Here is a 13,969-nt window from a genome sequence, read left to right as displayed (position 1 = left end):
GCTAGTGGTTCAAACCCGCGCGATAAATATCCCGGTGCGGGCGGCGAACTGTGGCTGCCTGGCGTTACTTGGCGAACTGCGCCAGCCGGGCCGGTTCGCCGGTGGACGGCTGGACGTTGTAGGTGCGCAGCGCCTGGCTCATGACCGACCGGAAGACCGGACCATTGGTGATGCCGTAGATGCTGCCCTTCGGACGCTGCAGGACCACCTCCACAATAAACCGCGGATCATCCATCGGCGCCATCCCCACCATGGAGGCCGTGTAGCCGCAGTAGCCGGACTTGCCGTCGTCGCACGGGGACTCGGACGTTCCGGTCTTGGCACCAACGCGGTAGCCGTCGATGGCGGCGTCTTTGATCTGCCCCTCGGTGACCGCGCTTTCCAGGATGTCCCGGACCTGCTGGGCGGTGCTGTCCGAGACCACCTGCCGCGACGGCTGCGGGGCTACCTTATCCTCGGTGCCGTCTGCTGAAACGTAGGAGTCGATCAGGCGGGGCTGGAGCATCACGCCCTTGTTGGCGATGGTCTGGAAGGCGCGGACCGTCTGCAGCGTGGACTGGGAGACTCCCTGGCCGAACAGCACCGTGTATTGCTGGCGGCTGTCCCACTGGTCCGCGGGCGCAAGGATGCCGGACGCGATGGCAGGGAGTCCGATATCCGGCGCCTCGCCGATGCCGAACTTCCGCAGCCAGTCGTAGCGTTGCTCCTTGGTGAGCCGGGAGCCGGCCGCAACGGTTCCCGTGTTCATGGAGTAACCCAGGATGCCGGCGAGCGTGCGTTCCTCGGTGCCGTGGGTGAAGGCGTCCGTGAAGGTCTGGCCGTCGATCGTGTACGACGGCGGGAGCGTGAACGTGTCCAGGGGGCTGGACTTTCCTTCCTCGATGAGGGCCGAGGCCGTGATCATCTTTTGGACGGACCCCGGTTCGTAGGCTGCTGTCACGGTTCGGACTCCACGGTCCTTGGCGGCCACCCGGCCGGGGTCGTTCGGGTCCGGGGCGTTGGTGTCCGCCATAGCCACGATGTTGCCCGTCTTGACATCCATCACCAGGATGCTGCCCCACTCCGCACTCAGTTTATCGCTCTGGCTTTGGATGGCCTGCTGGGCGAAGTATTGAAGGTCCGAGTTCAGGGTTAGCTTGACATCCTTGCCGTCCTTCGGCGGGGTCAGTTCATCCACCCCCACGGGGATCCTGAGACCGTCGGCGCCGATCTCGAAGAGCCGTTTGCCGTCTTCTCCACGCAGCCGCCCGTCCTGGGTCTGCTCAATACCGGCCTGGCCGGAGTTGCCGTCCTGGAGGAATCCGATGATGCCGCCGGCAATTGATCCGTTGGGATAGACGCGCTTACTGACGCCCTCGGTGACAATGCCGGGGATCTGCAGGTTGGAAACCCTGTCCTCGACGTCCGGCTTGAGGTCCTTCGCCACGATGTAGTAGCGCTGTTCGCCGGTTACGGCGTTCCGGACGGCGTCTTGGTCCATGCCCAGGACGCCGGCCAGTTCTTTCAGCCCCTCGTCCCGTGAAACGTCTACCAGCTTGTCCTTGCCGTCCACTTTGGCGAGCCGTTTGAACGTCTCCGTCTTCGTGTTGACGGTCTGGTCCACCACCACGTTGTACCGGATCACGCTGTTGGCCAGGACTGTGCCGTTGGCGTCAAGGATGCTGCCGCGCTCGGCGGGGAGTGAAGTTTCGCGCATGCGATAGTCAAGGGCGGCCGCAGCCATCCCGCCAACATCGAGGCCCTGGACCATAAAGAGCTTGCCGCCCACCACCAGCAGCAGCGTCAGCATGATTCCCAGGCCGAGGCGCAATCGCTTGGTGGCGTTCGGCGCCTTGACATCCCTTGCGTTGCCGGTTGTCTGCGCCACCGTGATTCCTTGCTGCTCGCCTTGATGCCTGCTGTGGTGCCCGGCCGGGCACTTGGCCTTCCTGCCTGAACGGCTGCTTTTCAGCGGCTGTCAGTTACTGCCCGGGCACTTTCTGCTCGGGCGCCGGTACCGAACCCCCGTGGAGATCGACGGCCGGTACCGGTGGTGCCGGTATTGCCGCCGGAGTTCCGGCCGCGGGAGCCGGAGCCGGCGCTGTTGCTGCCGGCGCGGGCTCTCCGCTGGCAATCTTGCGGCTCACGGACGCATCGGAGGCTGTCACCGGCGGAACAACTGTCAGCGCCCCGGCCACCGCCGGCGCCGGAATGACGGCTCCGGCAGCGGCGCCCTTCACGGCCGGTGTTGCCTTGCCCGTGACGGTCAGGGTGGATAGGTCGATCTGGCCTTTGACGGTGGAAGCTACCATTCCCAAGTCTGCAGCCTTGGCGGCCAGATTCTGGGGAGCTTCGAAGTTTTGGAGCTGCTGTGTCAGATCCTGGTTCTGCTTGGTCAGCGTACTCTGCTTGCCCCTGAGTTCCACGAGCTGATACTGGGAGGTGGACACCGAAATATTGAGTACAAGCACCGCCACCAGTGCGACGGCCAGCAGGGCGAAGCACATCACCACAAACGGGGCACGGCGCTTCTTCGGCGCGGAGCGCACCACGGACAGGGGCGTGCGTTCCTTCCGGACAGGACCGTCAGGCTGGGCCCTGATAGCGGGCGCGCTGCTGCCGGAGAGGACCGGGAAGTTCTTAACGGCGGCGGTGCTCATGCTGCTCTCCTGGCTCTGATGCGTTCCACGGCGCGCAGCCTGGCGGAAGCGGCGCGCGGGTTTTCGGCGATTTCGACGGCGGTGGGTACCTCGGTGCCCTTTGTCAGGGTCTTAAGGGCAGCCTTGTGTTCTTCCAGCTCCACCGGGAATCCCAGCGGTGCTGAGGATTTGGAGCCGGCCTGGAAGACGGACTTGACGATCTTGTCCTCAAGGGAGTGGTAGGACATCACCACGATGCGTCCCCCCAGTGCTATGGCGTCCACGGCTGCGGGTACCGCGCGCTCCAGCACGTCGAGTTCCTCGTTGACTTCGATCCGCAGTGCCTGGAAAGTCCGCTTGGCCGGATGGCCGCCGGATTTGGCGGCTGCCGCGGGAACCACCGAACGGATCTGCTCCACCAGTTCCCCGGTGGTCGTGATTGGTTTGACCGCCCTTGCTGCGACGATCCTGTTGGCGATCCGGCCGGCGAATTTCTCCTCGCCCCATTTACGGATGATCCGAACGAGGTCCTCTTCGCTGTAGTTGTTGACCACATCCGCTGCTGTCTGGCCGCGACTGGTGTCCATGCGCATGTCCAGCGGCGCGTCGAAGGAGTAGGCGAAACCACGTTCGCGCTCGTCCAACTGAAGGGACGAGACACCCAGGTCCATCAGGATGCCGTGGACCTCCTTGACGCCAAGGTCCTCGAGGACTTCGGCAATTTCGTCGTACACAGCATGCACAAGGTCCGTGCGGTCAGCGAAACGGGCCAGCCGCTCCCCCGCCAGGGCCAGCGCCTCTTCGTCGCGGTCGATACCGATCAGGTGCAGGTCGGGGAAGCGTTCCAGCATGGCTTCGGAGTGGCCGCCCATGCCGAGCGTCGCGTCAATGGCGATGGGGGTTTCGCCACGGCTCCGCGCGGCTTCGAAACCAGGGGCCAACAAATTGATGCACCGGTCCTTCAGGACCGGCACATGGCGTTCGGACGTCGGCTTCGGGTGATCATTCATGCCTTCGTCCTTTCATTCGGCCGGTGTCCTGGGGTGCTTCTTGAGCCAGATCCCCATCCGCGCCTATCGTTCTCCCGCCTGGCTCCGGGGAAGTGAGCCAGGTGGACTGTCCGATGGGCGGCTGGAGATCTCGTTCAAGAAACGGTCTTCTGTGCCGTTCAGGTGATCACAGAATCCCCGGAATGGCGTCGTCGGTTTCAGAGAAGGCGGTTTCCTTCTCTGCCAGGTACTCATTCCATGCCTGGGCGTCCCAGATCTCGGCACGGGTTCCTGCGCCGATGACGGCCAGTTCCCTGCCGAGGCCTGCATACTCCCGGAGCGCCGCCGGAATGGTCACGCGCCCCTGCTTGTCAGGTACCTCGTCCGAGGCTCCAGAGAGAAAGACACGAATGTAGTCGCGAGCCTGCTTGGAGGAGATGGGCGCCTCCCGCATTTGCTCGTGAACCTTCGCAAACTCCTGCTCACTGAAGACGTAGATACAACGCTCCTGGCCCCTTGTAAGAACCAGCCCGGCAGCAAGTTCCTCGCGGAACTTTGCGGGGAGGATAATTCGGCCCTTTTCGTCCAGACGTGGCGAATGCGTGCCCAGAAACACTGGCCCACCGCCCGTCTGCCGTCAGGAACTGCACATCCCCTAATGTTGCAACTACCCTCTTATGTCCTCCACATTACTCCACTTTCCCCCACAGTCAATGCAAAAGGGGCCCCACAGGCTCCTTTTTGATGAACTTTTCCGCCACCTGGCGCGGAACCTCGAGGTGGATGAGAGTGGAGGGCCCGGGGAGCTTGGTGGGCCTCCCTGAAGCGAAAGGCACGACGACGGTTCGACCCGCCGTCGTGCCCTCCCCGCATGAGCCCCACCCGTCGTCGTAAATTTCCCAACCAGGTAGCTCTAACTGTCGTCTTGAGCGCTCAAAACGTCAGTTAGCGCTACCCACGTGGGCGGGGGTGCCGTTAAACGCCGAAGACCCGCCGAGGCGGGTCTTCGGTGGCGGTTCCACTTAGCAGCAGGAGCCAGGCGGGGAGAAAAGTGGAGGGGTGGGAAGTGGAGTAAAAAGGACAACCATCAGCGCGGCGGGCAGTTCGACACGTAGAACCGATAAATCAGCGCTGGAAGGGCCTCAGGAGTCGTCCCGGCGGCGCTCGTCCCAGCGCTCTTCAAGGCTGGACATGAAGGAACTCCGGGGCTTTCCGGACTTCCCTGCGGACGGGGAGCCTCCCTTGCCCCCGGAACCATTGCGCATGGTGGCGAAGTAAACTCCACCGCCCATAACAACGAAACCGAGAACGCCAACAATGATGATCTGGGTGGTAACGCCGACCAGGAGCAACGCGATGCCCGCCAAAGCAGCGAGGACACCGATGACGAGGTGACGGGTGGACCAGGTACGTCCAGGATCCGATCCCATGCTGTTTGCGAACTTCGGATCGTCCTCGTGCAGCTGCTTCTCCAGCTGCTCAAGCAGCTTCTGTTCGTGCTCCGAGAGCGGCATCACGACCTCCTTATGTAGGCCAACGTCCGGGCTGGTCCCATCCTGTACTCCTGCTCCAATAACGACCCACATGCCCGGGAGGTTCCCACCCGCCAACGTAGCGGATTGCGAACACCGGCATGAGGGTGATTGGAACGGCAGTGCGTCCAAGAAGTCCGGCAGTAACTGAAAACTATGTACATATAAGGATAGTTTGTCGGGGCCTGTTCTGAAAGACGGCCAGCACCCTCCCGGGCCGCTTGAACCGGGACCGAAATGCCTCTTAGCGGGCGCTGCCGGGGTCCAGCAGACTGGCTGGCAGGACGGATTTGTTGCCGAACTTCCGGCTGACCTGGTCCAGTGCCTGTTCAGCCGCGCGCCAGTTGTCATCCCTGCGGTCGAAGCTCAGCTGCAGGGAGGTCTGCGCGGCCTCTTCCAACTGCTCTGCCCTGATCCCCACCAGACGGACGGTCATGGGACGCGGCCCCAGGGACTCCAGCAACTGCAGTGCCACCCCGTGGATCAGCTGCGCACTGTCCACCGGCGTGTGCACTGTACGGCTCCGGGTAATAGTGGAAAAATCCGCATACCGAAGCTTCAAGGCCACGGTCCGGGCCACTGTTCCTGAACTTCGCAACCGGCCGGCGGTGCGATGGGCCAGCCGCAGCAGTTCGCGGCTGATGATGGCATCATCCCCGGTGTCCACAGCGAAGGTCTCCTCTGCGCCAATGCTTTTTTCCAGCCGCACAGGAGTTACCGGACGCGGGTCGATCCCCCACGACAGCCGGTAGACGTGCTCACCCGTGGCGCCGAGCACCTTCTTGAGGGAAGTCACAGGGGTGGCGGCCACATCTGCGACGGTTCGGATGCCCATCCGGGCCAACACGTCGGCGGTCTTGGCACCAATTCCCCACAGAGCCCCAACGGGCAGGCTGTGAAGGTAGGGCACGGTCTCATCCGGTCCGATGAGCAACAGTCCGTCAGGCTTGCAGCGCGTGGAGGCAATCTTTGCAACGAATTTGCTGGCCGCGATTCCAACGGACGCCGTGATGCCCAGTTCGGCAGCAACCCGGCGGCGGATCAACTCGCCGATTTCGCGTGGGGGGCCCAGCCGCCGGATTGCCCCACTCACATCCAGGAAGGCTTCGTCCACGCTTAACGGCTCGACGAGGTCGGTGATGGACTGGAAGATTTCCATCAACTGGGCGGACACTTCGTAGTACAGCTTGTGGCGCGGCTCAATAATGACGGCCTGCGGGCACATCCTGGCTGCGACCGCCATGGGCATGGCGGACTTCACGCCGAAGGCCCGGGCCTCATACGAGGCTGACAGGACCACCGAGCGGTCCGCCGGGAACCCCACGATCACAGGCCTTCCCCGGAGCTCCGGACGAGTGCGCAGCTCTACGGACACGAAAAATGCGTCCATGTCCACGTGCATGATGCAGTTGCGCTGGAGCTCGCGAAGACCCGCTTCGGTGTACTGGTTGTTCCGCTCTGGCCCCACAGCGGCAATTCTAGCTGTTGGTACTGACTAAACTGGAGGCTGAGCCCGGCATCAACCCCAGGAGGAAAGTCCCTGTGACGGTCACGAAGAATCTTAAGCCAACAGGATTAGCGGCCCTCGCCGCCGGCGCAATGCTGGCCCTTGCCGCCTGCAGTCCCGCGGCGCCCGACGTGACCTCATCGTCGGCAAGCACGTCCTCACCCGCCTCCAGTTCGTCCAGTGTCACGGCGTCTGCGAGCCCGACGGCCTCCCCCGGAACGTCTGCCACGGTGGGAAAGATCGTGGAAGGATTTCCGGAAACGCTGATTCCCGTGATGCCTGGCGCCACGGTAATTTCCAGCAGTCTGGATAAGGCCAAGCAGCCGGCCACCGCAGCGCTCGTTGCCAGCATCACAGCCCCCACCGCCGCCGTCGTGGACTTCTACACCAAGCACCTCGAGGGCCAGGGATTCAAAGCGGTACCCGGCGACGCAGTGGGAGCGGTTGCGTCCAAGGACTTCGTCCGAAACAACAACGAGACTGTCAACGTTGCGGTGGTCGAGGCGGCCGGCGTCTCCACCTTCACCATCGGCGCCAATGCGGCAGTTGAGTCAGCCAAGTGACGGTTTCGGAGCAGCTAAGGCTTGAACAGGCGGCCTTTGTAGCCGCGGTTGCCGGTGAACTGACAGACTTCCTCACCACGCGGCAGGCCCTTGTAGCGGGAATTTCCCCCGATATCGAACCCCTCATGGGGTCAATCTCCAACCTGGTGACCGGCGGCAAGAGACTCCGCGCTCTCATGTGCTACTGGGGTTGGCGGGGCGCCGGTGGCGAGCCTGAGTCCGGACAGATCGTCACGGCCGGCTCGGCGCTGGAGCTGTTCCAGGCGGCGGCGCTCATCCATGACGACATCATCGACCGTTCTGACACCCGCCGGGGTGGGCCGAGCGTCCACCGGCGGTTCAGCCAGTTGCACGATGCCCAAGGCTGGGCGCTGGACAGCGAACGGTTCGGACACGCGGCGGCCATCCTGACCGGCGACCTGTGCCTGTCCTTCAGTGAAGAGGCCTTCACCGACATTGGCAGGCAGGCGGCCGCCGGAAGCAGGGCGAGGCTGATCTTCAACCTCATGCGCACAGAAGTGATGGCGGGCCAATACCTGGACATCCTGGAAGAGGTCGCCGGACCAGTCCGGGACCGGGCAGGAGCTGTGACTCGGGCCCAGTCGATCATCAGGTTCAAGTCCGCGAAATATTCCACCGAACATCCGCTGGCACTTGGCGGTGCACTGGCGGGTGCCTCGGATGACCTGCTCCGTGGCTATTCGGCCTTTGCCTTGCCACTGGGTGAGGCGTTCCAGCTGCGTGACGACGTCCTGGGCGTCTTCGGTGACCCCGTCACCACCGGCAAGCCGGCAGGCGACGATCTACGCGAAGGCAAGAGGACTGTGTTGATTGCGCTGGCGCTGGAACAGGCATCAGCGCAGGAGTCAGCGTTTATAGATGCAAAGCTCGGGAGCCCTGACCTGGGCGACGGGGACGTGGCCGAGATCCGCCGGATTATCGAAGAATCCGGGGCGCTGGAGGCAACCGAACTGCTGATCAACGAATTCGGCACAGCCGCCTACCAAGCTCTGGAAGAGCTGCCACTGGACGAGCTGCCTAAGACGGCGCTGCGACGGCTGGCCGAAGCCACCGTCAGCCGCGCCGCCTGATTCTTACCAGGCGAGAGTCTGCGCCCGGCGCCTAATCTCGGTCTTTCGGCCTTCCCGCAGGGCGTCAATCGGCCGGCCACGCAGGGAATCGTCGGCAGTAAACAGCCAGACGATGAGGTCCTCGTCGGAATAGCCGGCATCCGCCAGGACCACGATGGTTCCCCGCAGGCTGTCGACAACCTGGCCGTCCTGAATAAACGCGGCCGGAACTGAGCGGATCCGCCGTTCTCCGACGCGCAGGGCCGCCAGCGCACGTTCATCAATAAGGCTGTGGACTTTCGTAATCGAAACATCCAGCAACTGCGCGACATCAGGCAGGGGCAGCCACTCGCCCACAAGGCTTTCTACGTTACTCACGGATCAAGGTTGCCACGGGCGGAGCCCTGCCGCCTAGTCGGGTATCCCGCGCATTCCGAGGAATCCTTCGACACTCCGCGAAACCGCACCTGCGAGGCCGTGCCCACTTCTTGTGCTACGGGCAAATTCATGAGAGATTCACATAGATCACATTTGTAACAGCAATAACTTAAGTAACACTAGTATCAATAATCACACGCATCACCCGTCCCCCGGCAGTTAAAGAAGAGGATTCTTTCCATGACGACGTCCCGCTCGCCAAAGCAGGCACCCCGGCCTAGCCTGCCCATGATTGCGGCCACCACCGCGGCACTTCCTGCGGTTGTCTTGTCGTCCTTGGCCCTTGCACATCCGGCCGCGGCAGAGGCGCCGGCACGCGCCATCCCGGCAACCCTTGCCGCCGCCATGAAAGCTCAGGCCGCCGAAGCCAAAGCGGCCCTCATCCCGGCGGCTTCAGTTTCCTCCAGCATTCCGACCGCTTTTATGCCGGCACAGCCCGCGGCTCCTGCCGAGTACACGATCGCCCGCGGCGACACCATCAGCGCCATCGCCGGGAAGTTCGGCCTGAACACCGGCGAAATCCTGACTCTGAACAACCTGCAGCCGAACACCATCATTTACCCGGGTCAGAAAATCAAGTTGTCCGGGTCGGCTGCGTCCCCGGCTCCGGCAGCAGCCCCTGCAGCCGCCCCGTCCGCGCCCGCCAACTCCGGTGGCAGTTACACCGTAAAGGCCGGAGACACACTCAGCGCCATCGCCTCCCGGCACAACGTCGGCCTGTCTGAGATCTTCAGCTGGAACGGCCTGAACATGCGCTCCATCATCTATCCGGGCCAGAAGATCAAGGTCGGATCCGGCGAGGCGGCCCCGGCCCCTGCGCCGCAGCCGGCTGCCGCACCGGCTGCTCCTGCTCCGGCCCCGGCTCCGGCAGCCCCTGCACCTTCCGCCGCTCCGGGTGGCTCCTACACCATCAAGGCAGGCGACACCCTGTCCGCTATCGCCTCGAAGCACGGCGTAAAGCTCTCGGACATCCTCTCAGCCAACCAGCTGAGCATGACCACAGTGATCTACCCGGGCAACAAACTGGTCATTCCCGGCGCCTCCATCCAGCCGGCGTCGTCCACTCCTGCGGCCACAGTGACCCCACTGGTTCCGAGTTCCTTCCTGGGCTTTTCCTACCCTGAAGCCGTGGTCAGCTCCGCCAACCAGAACAAGGCCTTGCTGAACGCCGCACCGGTGCCGTCCCGGGATGAGATGCGCGCTATCGTGGCTGACAGGGCCCGCGCGATGGGGGTGGAGCCGTCCCTGGCTCTCGCCTTCGCTTATCAGGAGTCAGGCTTTAACCAGCGTGCGGTTTCGCCTGCCAACGCCATCGGCACCATGCAGGTGATCCCTACATCCGGCGAGTGGGCATCGGACCTCGTAGGACGGAAGCTGAACCTGCTTGATCCCTACGACAACGCGACTGCTGGTGTTGCCATCATCAAGCGGCTGATTGCCACCAGTAAGGACGTGGACACGGCGATTGCCGGGTACTACCAAGGCCAGTACTCGGTCAGCAAGTACGGCATGTACGACGACACCAAGGCGTACGTCGCTGCCATCAGGGCGCACCAGAAGAACTTCGGCTAACCGGCCAACTGCAGCGCGCACCGGTCTTGCCGAAAAGGGCACCCGGGATAACGATAAGGGTCCGGACCGCACGTCGGTTCGGACCCTTTTCGTTGCGGGATTAGGATCGTAAGGTGCAGGAACAAGTCTCTGACCGTCTCGTTGGAACGCTGGTGGACAACCGCTACGCCGTCCGTTCCAAACTCGCGCGCGGAGGCATGTCCACCGTCTATCTCGCCACTGATCTCCGGCTGGAACGGGATGTTGCCCTCAAAGTCCTCCATCCACACCTCGCCACGGATGAGACCTTCCTGGACCGGCTCGGCCGGGAGGCGAAAGCCGCCGCAAAACTTTCCCACCCGCACGTTGTGGGGGTCCTGGATCAAGGCAACGACGGCGTGACGGCCTACCTGGTGATGGAGTACATCAAGGGCCACACTCTGCGCGACGTCATCAGGTCCAAGGGTGCGCTGCCTCCCCGGCTGGCACTTGCGCTCATCGATCCCGTGGTGGAAGGCCTGGGCGAGGCCCATGCGGCCGGTCTGATCCATCGCGATGTCAAGCCGGAGAATGTCCTCATCGCTGACGACGGCCGCATCAAGATCGGCGACTTCGGATTGGCCCGGGCCGTGACTACCTCCACCAGCACGGGAGCCCTGATCGGCACCGTGGGCTACCTCTCCCCCGAACTTGTGCTGGGAAAAACTGCGGACGCCCGCAGTGATATCTACTCCGTGGGCATCATGCTGTATGAAATGCTCACCGGCCAGCAGCCGTACGACGGCGAGGTCCCCATCCAGGTGGCCTACAAGCACGTTAACGAAACCGTGGGGCCGCCGTCGGCACTGGTGCCCGGGCTCGCCGCCGAAATGGATGAACTCGTTCAGTGGTGCACCGCCAACGATCCCGAAAACCGGCCGGTGGATGGCCATGCGCTGCTCCAGGAGTTGCGCCACATCCGGACCAACCTCACCAATGCCGAACTGGACCTCCGGCCCCCGGCTGCCGTCCCGGCCGGGCAGCCCAACTCCACCGAGATTATCGCGCGGACCAACAATCCCACCGCAGTGTTGTCCTCCTCCCTCGGCCGCCCGCGGCCCCAGCAGCCGTCGCGTCCGCCGCACGCTGCCGCCCCGCCTCATGCCCTGTACCCGCCGGATGACCTGTACCCGCCGGACCCGCGGCATATTCAGTATGAGCAGGATTTCCGGAACCAGGCCGAGGCGCCCGTCCCCCTCAGCAAGCGCGCGCAGCGAAAACTTGACCGCGAGGACGAGAAGGCAAGGTCGCGGGCAGCGGCGACGCCGGTCAGGAGCCTGCGCGAGGGGAACCCTCGCCGCCGCGGCATCCTCTGGATAGTGGCGCTCATCATCATCGCGCTGCTTGCCACCGGAGCCGGCTGGTTCTTCGGCATGGGACCGGGCGCATCCGCTACGATTCCGGCGGTCGCCAACAAGTCAGTGGCCCAGGCCCAGCAGCTGTTGAGCCAGGCTGGCTTTCAGTCCCGCACCAATGATGTGTTCGACGACGACGTGCCCTCGGGACTCGTAGTGGGCTCGGAACCGAAAGCGGGGACCGAGATCAGGAAGTTCCAGCCCGTGGCGCTGTTTGTCTCCAAGGGGCCCCAGCTGTACGAGCTGCCAAAGCTGACGGGCGGAACACTGGACCAGGCAAAGGTTGCACTGAACCAGGCCGAGATGGCCCTGGGCAATATCACGGAAAAATTCGACGAAGCCGTGGCCGCCGGCGTTGTGCTCGCCCAGGATCCGGCCGCCGGCGCCCCCGCACGGCACGGCACCCCGGTGAACCTCCTGGTATCCAAAGGCCCGCAGCCGATTCCCGTTCCGTCAGTTGTGGGCATGGACGAGAACGAGGCGGTCGACGCCATCCAAGCAGCCGGCCTCACGGCTAAGGTCGCGAAAGACAAGGTCAAAGATCCCAAAGTTCCCAAGGGGTCTGTTGCCGCCCAGTCGCCGGCCAACGGAACGCTGACAAAGGGCGCAACTGTGACGCTGACCATTTCGGATGGACCCAAGCTGGTCAAGGTTCCCAGCTTCGTCGGCAAGCAGGCCGCGGACGCCCGGAAGGGACTGGAAGCCCTGGGGTTCAAGGTCCAGGTCAACAACATCCTGGGCGGGTTCTTTGGAACAGTCCGTACCCAGGACCCCGTCGACGAACAGGTCCCGGAGGGTTCCGTCATCACCCTCACGGTGGTGTAGCAAAAGGGTGCCTCCCGTGACGCGAAGTCCGGAAGGCACCCTCCTGACGGTCAGTGCTTGGTCAATGCTCCAGCCACAAGGAAAGCCATCTCGAGGGACTGCATGTGGTTCAGGCGGGGGTCGCAGACCGACTCGTACTTGTCGAGGAACGCCTCCTGGTCCACGGGATCGGCACCGCCGAGGCACTCGGCGACGTCGTCACCGGTCATTTCCACGTGCAGGCCGCCGGGAACGGTGCCCAGGGCATGATGCACTTCGAAGAACCCGCGCACTTCGTCAATGACGTCGTCGAAATTGCGCGTCTTGTAGCCGTTGGGCGACGTGACGGTGTTGCCGTGCATGGGGTCAGTGACCCAGAGGACCTGGGCACCGGACGCGGTGACCTTTTCGACGACGGCGGGAAGCTTCTCGCGGATGTTTCCCGCACCCATGCGCGTGATGAAGGTCAGGCGGCCGGGTTCGCGTTCCGGGTCCAGCTTGTCGATGAGGCGCAGGGCGTCGTCGCCGGTGGTGGACGGGCCAAGCTTCACGCCGATCGGGTTGCGAACGCGGGAGAGGAAGTCGACGTGGGCGTCCTCGAGTCCGCGGGTCCGCTCCCCGATCCACAGGAAGTGGGCGGACGTGTCATAAGGGAAACCGGTGCGGGAGTCGATGCGGGTCAGTGCCCGCTCATAGTCCAGCAGCAGCGCTTCATGGCTCGCGAAGAATTCCACGCGCTTGAGCGCTTCGAAATCGGCGCCGCAGGAGGCCATGAACTTGATGGCACGGTCGATGTCACGGGCCAGGGACTCGTACCGTGCGTGCGCCGGGTTTTCGGTGAAGCCCTTGTTCCACTGGTGCACTGAGCGCAGGTCCGCGAACCCGCCCTGTGTGAAGGCCCTGATCAGGTTCAGGGTGGAGGCCGAGGTGTGGTACGCCCTGAGCATCCGGGCCGCGTCATGGCCACGGGATTCCGGCGTGAACTCGTAGCCGTTGACAATATCGCCGCGGTACGCCGGGAGGGTCACGCCGTCACGGGTTTCGTCGTTGGAGGAGCGCGGTTTGGCGAACTGCCCGGCCATCCGGCCCATCTTGATGACGGGCATCGCTGCACCGTAAGTGAGCACCACTGCCATCTGGAGGATGGTCTTGACGCGGGCGCTGATCTTGTCCGCTGTGGCGGCCTCGAACGTCTCGGCACAGTCGCCGCCCTGGAGCAGGAACGCCTTGCCCTGGGCAGCAGCCGCCAGTCGCTCACGCAGCACGTCTACTTCGCCGGCGAACACCAGCGGCGGGAGCACGGAGAGTTCGCGGACCGAAGCGTCAAATACGTCTTTGTCCTGCCAGCTCGGCTGCTGGGAGATGGGAAGGTCCCGCCAGTCATCAAGGCCAGGATAATTGGCGGCTCCGCTCTGGGCGGTGCTGGACAGCGAAAAGGCAGGTTTTGCAGATAGCTCAGTCACCATCTAAGACTAATGCTCGCCGACGGCTTCGGGGCACCGG

General features: G+C 63.8%; 13 protein-coding genes. 4 read left to right on the top strand and 9 right to left on the bottom strand.

From position 1 onward, the window contains the following. Positions 1–64: 64 nt before the first annotated feature. The 7 genes from AB4Y73_RS06155 to AB4Y73_RS06125 form a co-directional block, all read right to left on the bottom strand. A complete protein-coding gene (locus AB4Y73_RS06155; protein ID WP_441869959.1) occupies positions 65–1,867 on the bottom strand; it encodes a peptidoglycan D,D-transpeptidase FtsI family protein in 1,803 nt (600 codons plus the stop codon). A gap of 94 nt (positions 1,868–1,961) precedes the next feature. Continuing rightward, positions 1,962–2,639 carry a hypothetical protein gene (locus AB4Y73_RS06150; RefSeq protein ID WP_441869957.1) on the bottom strand — a complete coding sequence of 226 codons (678 nt, stop codon included), beginning with the start codon at positions 2,637–2,639 and terminating at the stop codon, positions 1,962–1,964. Then, positions 2,636–3,628, bottom strand: coding sequence for a 16S rRNA (cytosine(1402)-N(4))-methyltransferase RsmH (rsmH, locus tag AB4Y73_RS06145; RefSeq protein WP_441869955.1), 993 nt, complete (start codon positions 3,626–3,628; stop codon positions 2,636–2,638). Before rsmH ends, AB4Y73_RS06150 begins: the two co-directional genes overlap by 4 nt. A gap of 166 nt (positions 3,629–3,794) precedes the next feature. Further along, the gene (mraZ, locus tag AB4Y73_RS06140; RefSeq protein WP_354216860.1) at positions 3,795–4,223 is read right to left on the bottom strand and encodes a division/cell wall cluster transcriptional repressor MraZ; all 429 of its coding nucleotides are present in this window, start codon (positions 4,221–4,223) and stop codon (positions 3,795–3,797) included. A gap of 526 nt (positions 4,224–4,749) precedes the next feature. Further along, positions 4,750–5,121 carry a DUF3040 domain-containing protein gene (locus tag AB4Y73_RS06135; protein WP_441869953.1) on the bottom strand — a complete coding sequence of 124 codons (372 nt, stop codon included), beginning with the start codon at positions 5,119–5,121 and terminating at the stop codon, positions 4,750–4,752. 262 nt (positions 5,122–5,383) lie between these two features. After that, positions 5,384–6,541: a DNA polymerase IV gene (gene dinB / locus AB4Y73_RS06130; protein ID WP_441870273.1), complete on the bottom strand. Its 1,158-nt coding sequence runs from the start codon at positions 6,539–6,541 to the stop codon at positions 5,384–5,386. Between the two features lie 76 nt (positions 6,542–6,617). Next, on the bottom strand, positions 6,618–6,875 hold the full coding sequence (locus AB4Y73_RS06125; protein WP_441869951.1) for a hypothetical protein: 258 nt from the start codon (positions 6,873–6,875) through the stop codon (positions 6,618–6,620). Between the two features lie 13 nt (positions 6,876–6,888). Between AB4Y73_RS06125 and AB4Y73_RS06120 the strand changes: the two genes are divergently transcribed. Together AB4Y73_RS06120 and AB4Y73_RS06115 are read left to right on the top strand one after the other, a co-directional pair. Next, the gene (locus tag AB4Y73_RS06120; RefSeq protein ID WP_441869949.1) at positions 6,889–7,209 is read left to right on the top strand and encodes a hypothetical protein; all 321 of its coding nucleotides are present in this window, start codon (positions 6,889–6,891) and stop codon (positions 7,207–7,209) included. Further along, on the top strand, positions 7,206–8,300 hold the full coding sequence (locus tag AB4Y73_RS06115; RefSeq protein WP_441869947.1) for a polyprenyl synthetase family protein: 1,095 nt from the start codon (positions 7,206–7,208) through the stop codon (positions 8,298–8,300). The genes AB4Y73_RS06120 and AB4Y73_RS06115 overlap by 4 nt, the downstream gene beginning before the upstream one ends. A gap of 3 nt (positions 8,301–8,303) precedes the next feature. On the opposite strand, the gene AB4Y73_RS06110 is transcribed toward AB4Y73_RS06115, so the two are convergent. Beyond that, positions 8,304–8,657 (bottom strand): Rv2175c family DNA-binding protein, encoded by a 354-nt coding sequence (locus AB4Y73_RS06110; RefSeq protein ID WP_190988944.1) that lies wholly within the window; start codon positions 8,655–8,657, stop codon positions 8,304–8,306. A 240-nt stretch (positions 8,658–8,897) separates the two neighbouring features. Here AB4Y73_RS06110 and AB4Y73_RS06105 point away from each other — a divergent pair, with 240 nt between their 5' ends. Together AB4Y73_RS06105 and pknB are read left to right on the top strand one after the other, a co-directional pair. After that, positions 8,898–10,289, top strand: coding sequence for a LysM peptidoglycan-binding domain-containing protein (locus AB4Y73_RS06105; RefSeq protein WP_441869945.1), 1,392 nt, complete (start codon positions 8,898–8,900; stop codon positions 10,287–10,289). Between the two features lie 113 nt (positions 10,290–10,402). Continuing rightward, positions 10,403–12,487 carry a Stk1 family PASTA domain-containing Ser/Thr kinase gene (pknB, locus tag AB4Y73_RS06100; protein WP_441869943.1) on the top strand — a complete coding sequence of 695 codons (2,085 nt, stop codon included), beginning with the start codon at positions 10,403–10,405 and terminating at the stop codon, positions 12,485–12,487. 50 nt (positions 12,488–12,537) lie between these two features. Here pknB and AB4Y73_RS06095 read toward each other — a convergent pair whose 3' ends face one another. Continuing rightward, a complete protein-coding gene (locus AB4Y73_RS06095) occupies positions 12,538–13,932 on the bottom strand; it encodes a class II 3-deoxy-7-phosphoheptulonate synthase (RefSeq protein ID WP_441869941.1) in 1,395 nt (464 codons plus the stop codon). Positions 13,933–13,969 lie beyond the last annotated feature (37 nt).

Source organism: Pseudarthrobacter sp. TAF60_1, from assembly GCF_052113505.1.
In the GTDB taxonomy this organism is placed as follows: Bacteria; Actinomycetota; Actinomycetes; order Actinomycetales; family Micrococcaceae; genus Arthrobacter.
Note: the sequence above shows the minus strand (reverse complement) of the source record. Positions and strands in the feature narration are given on the sequence as shown.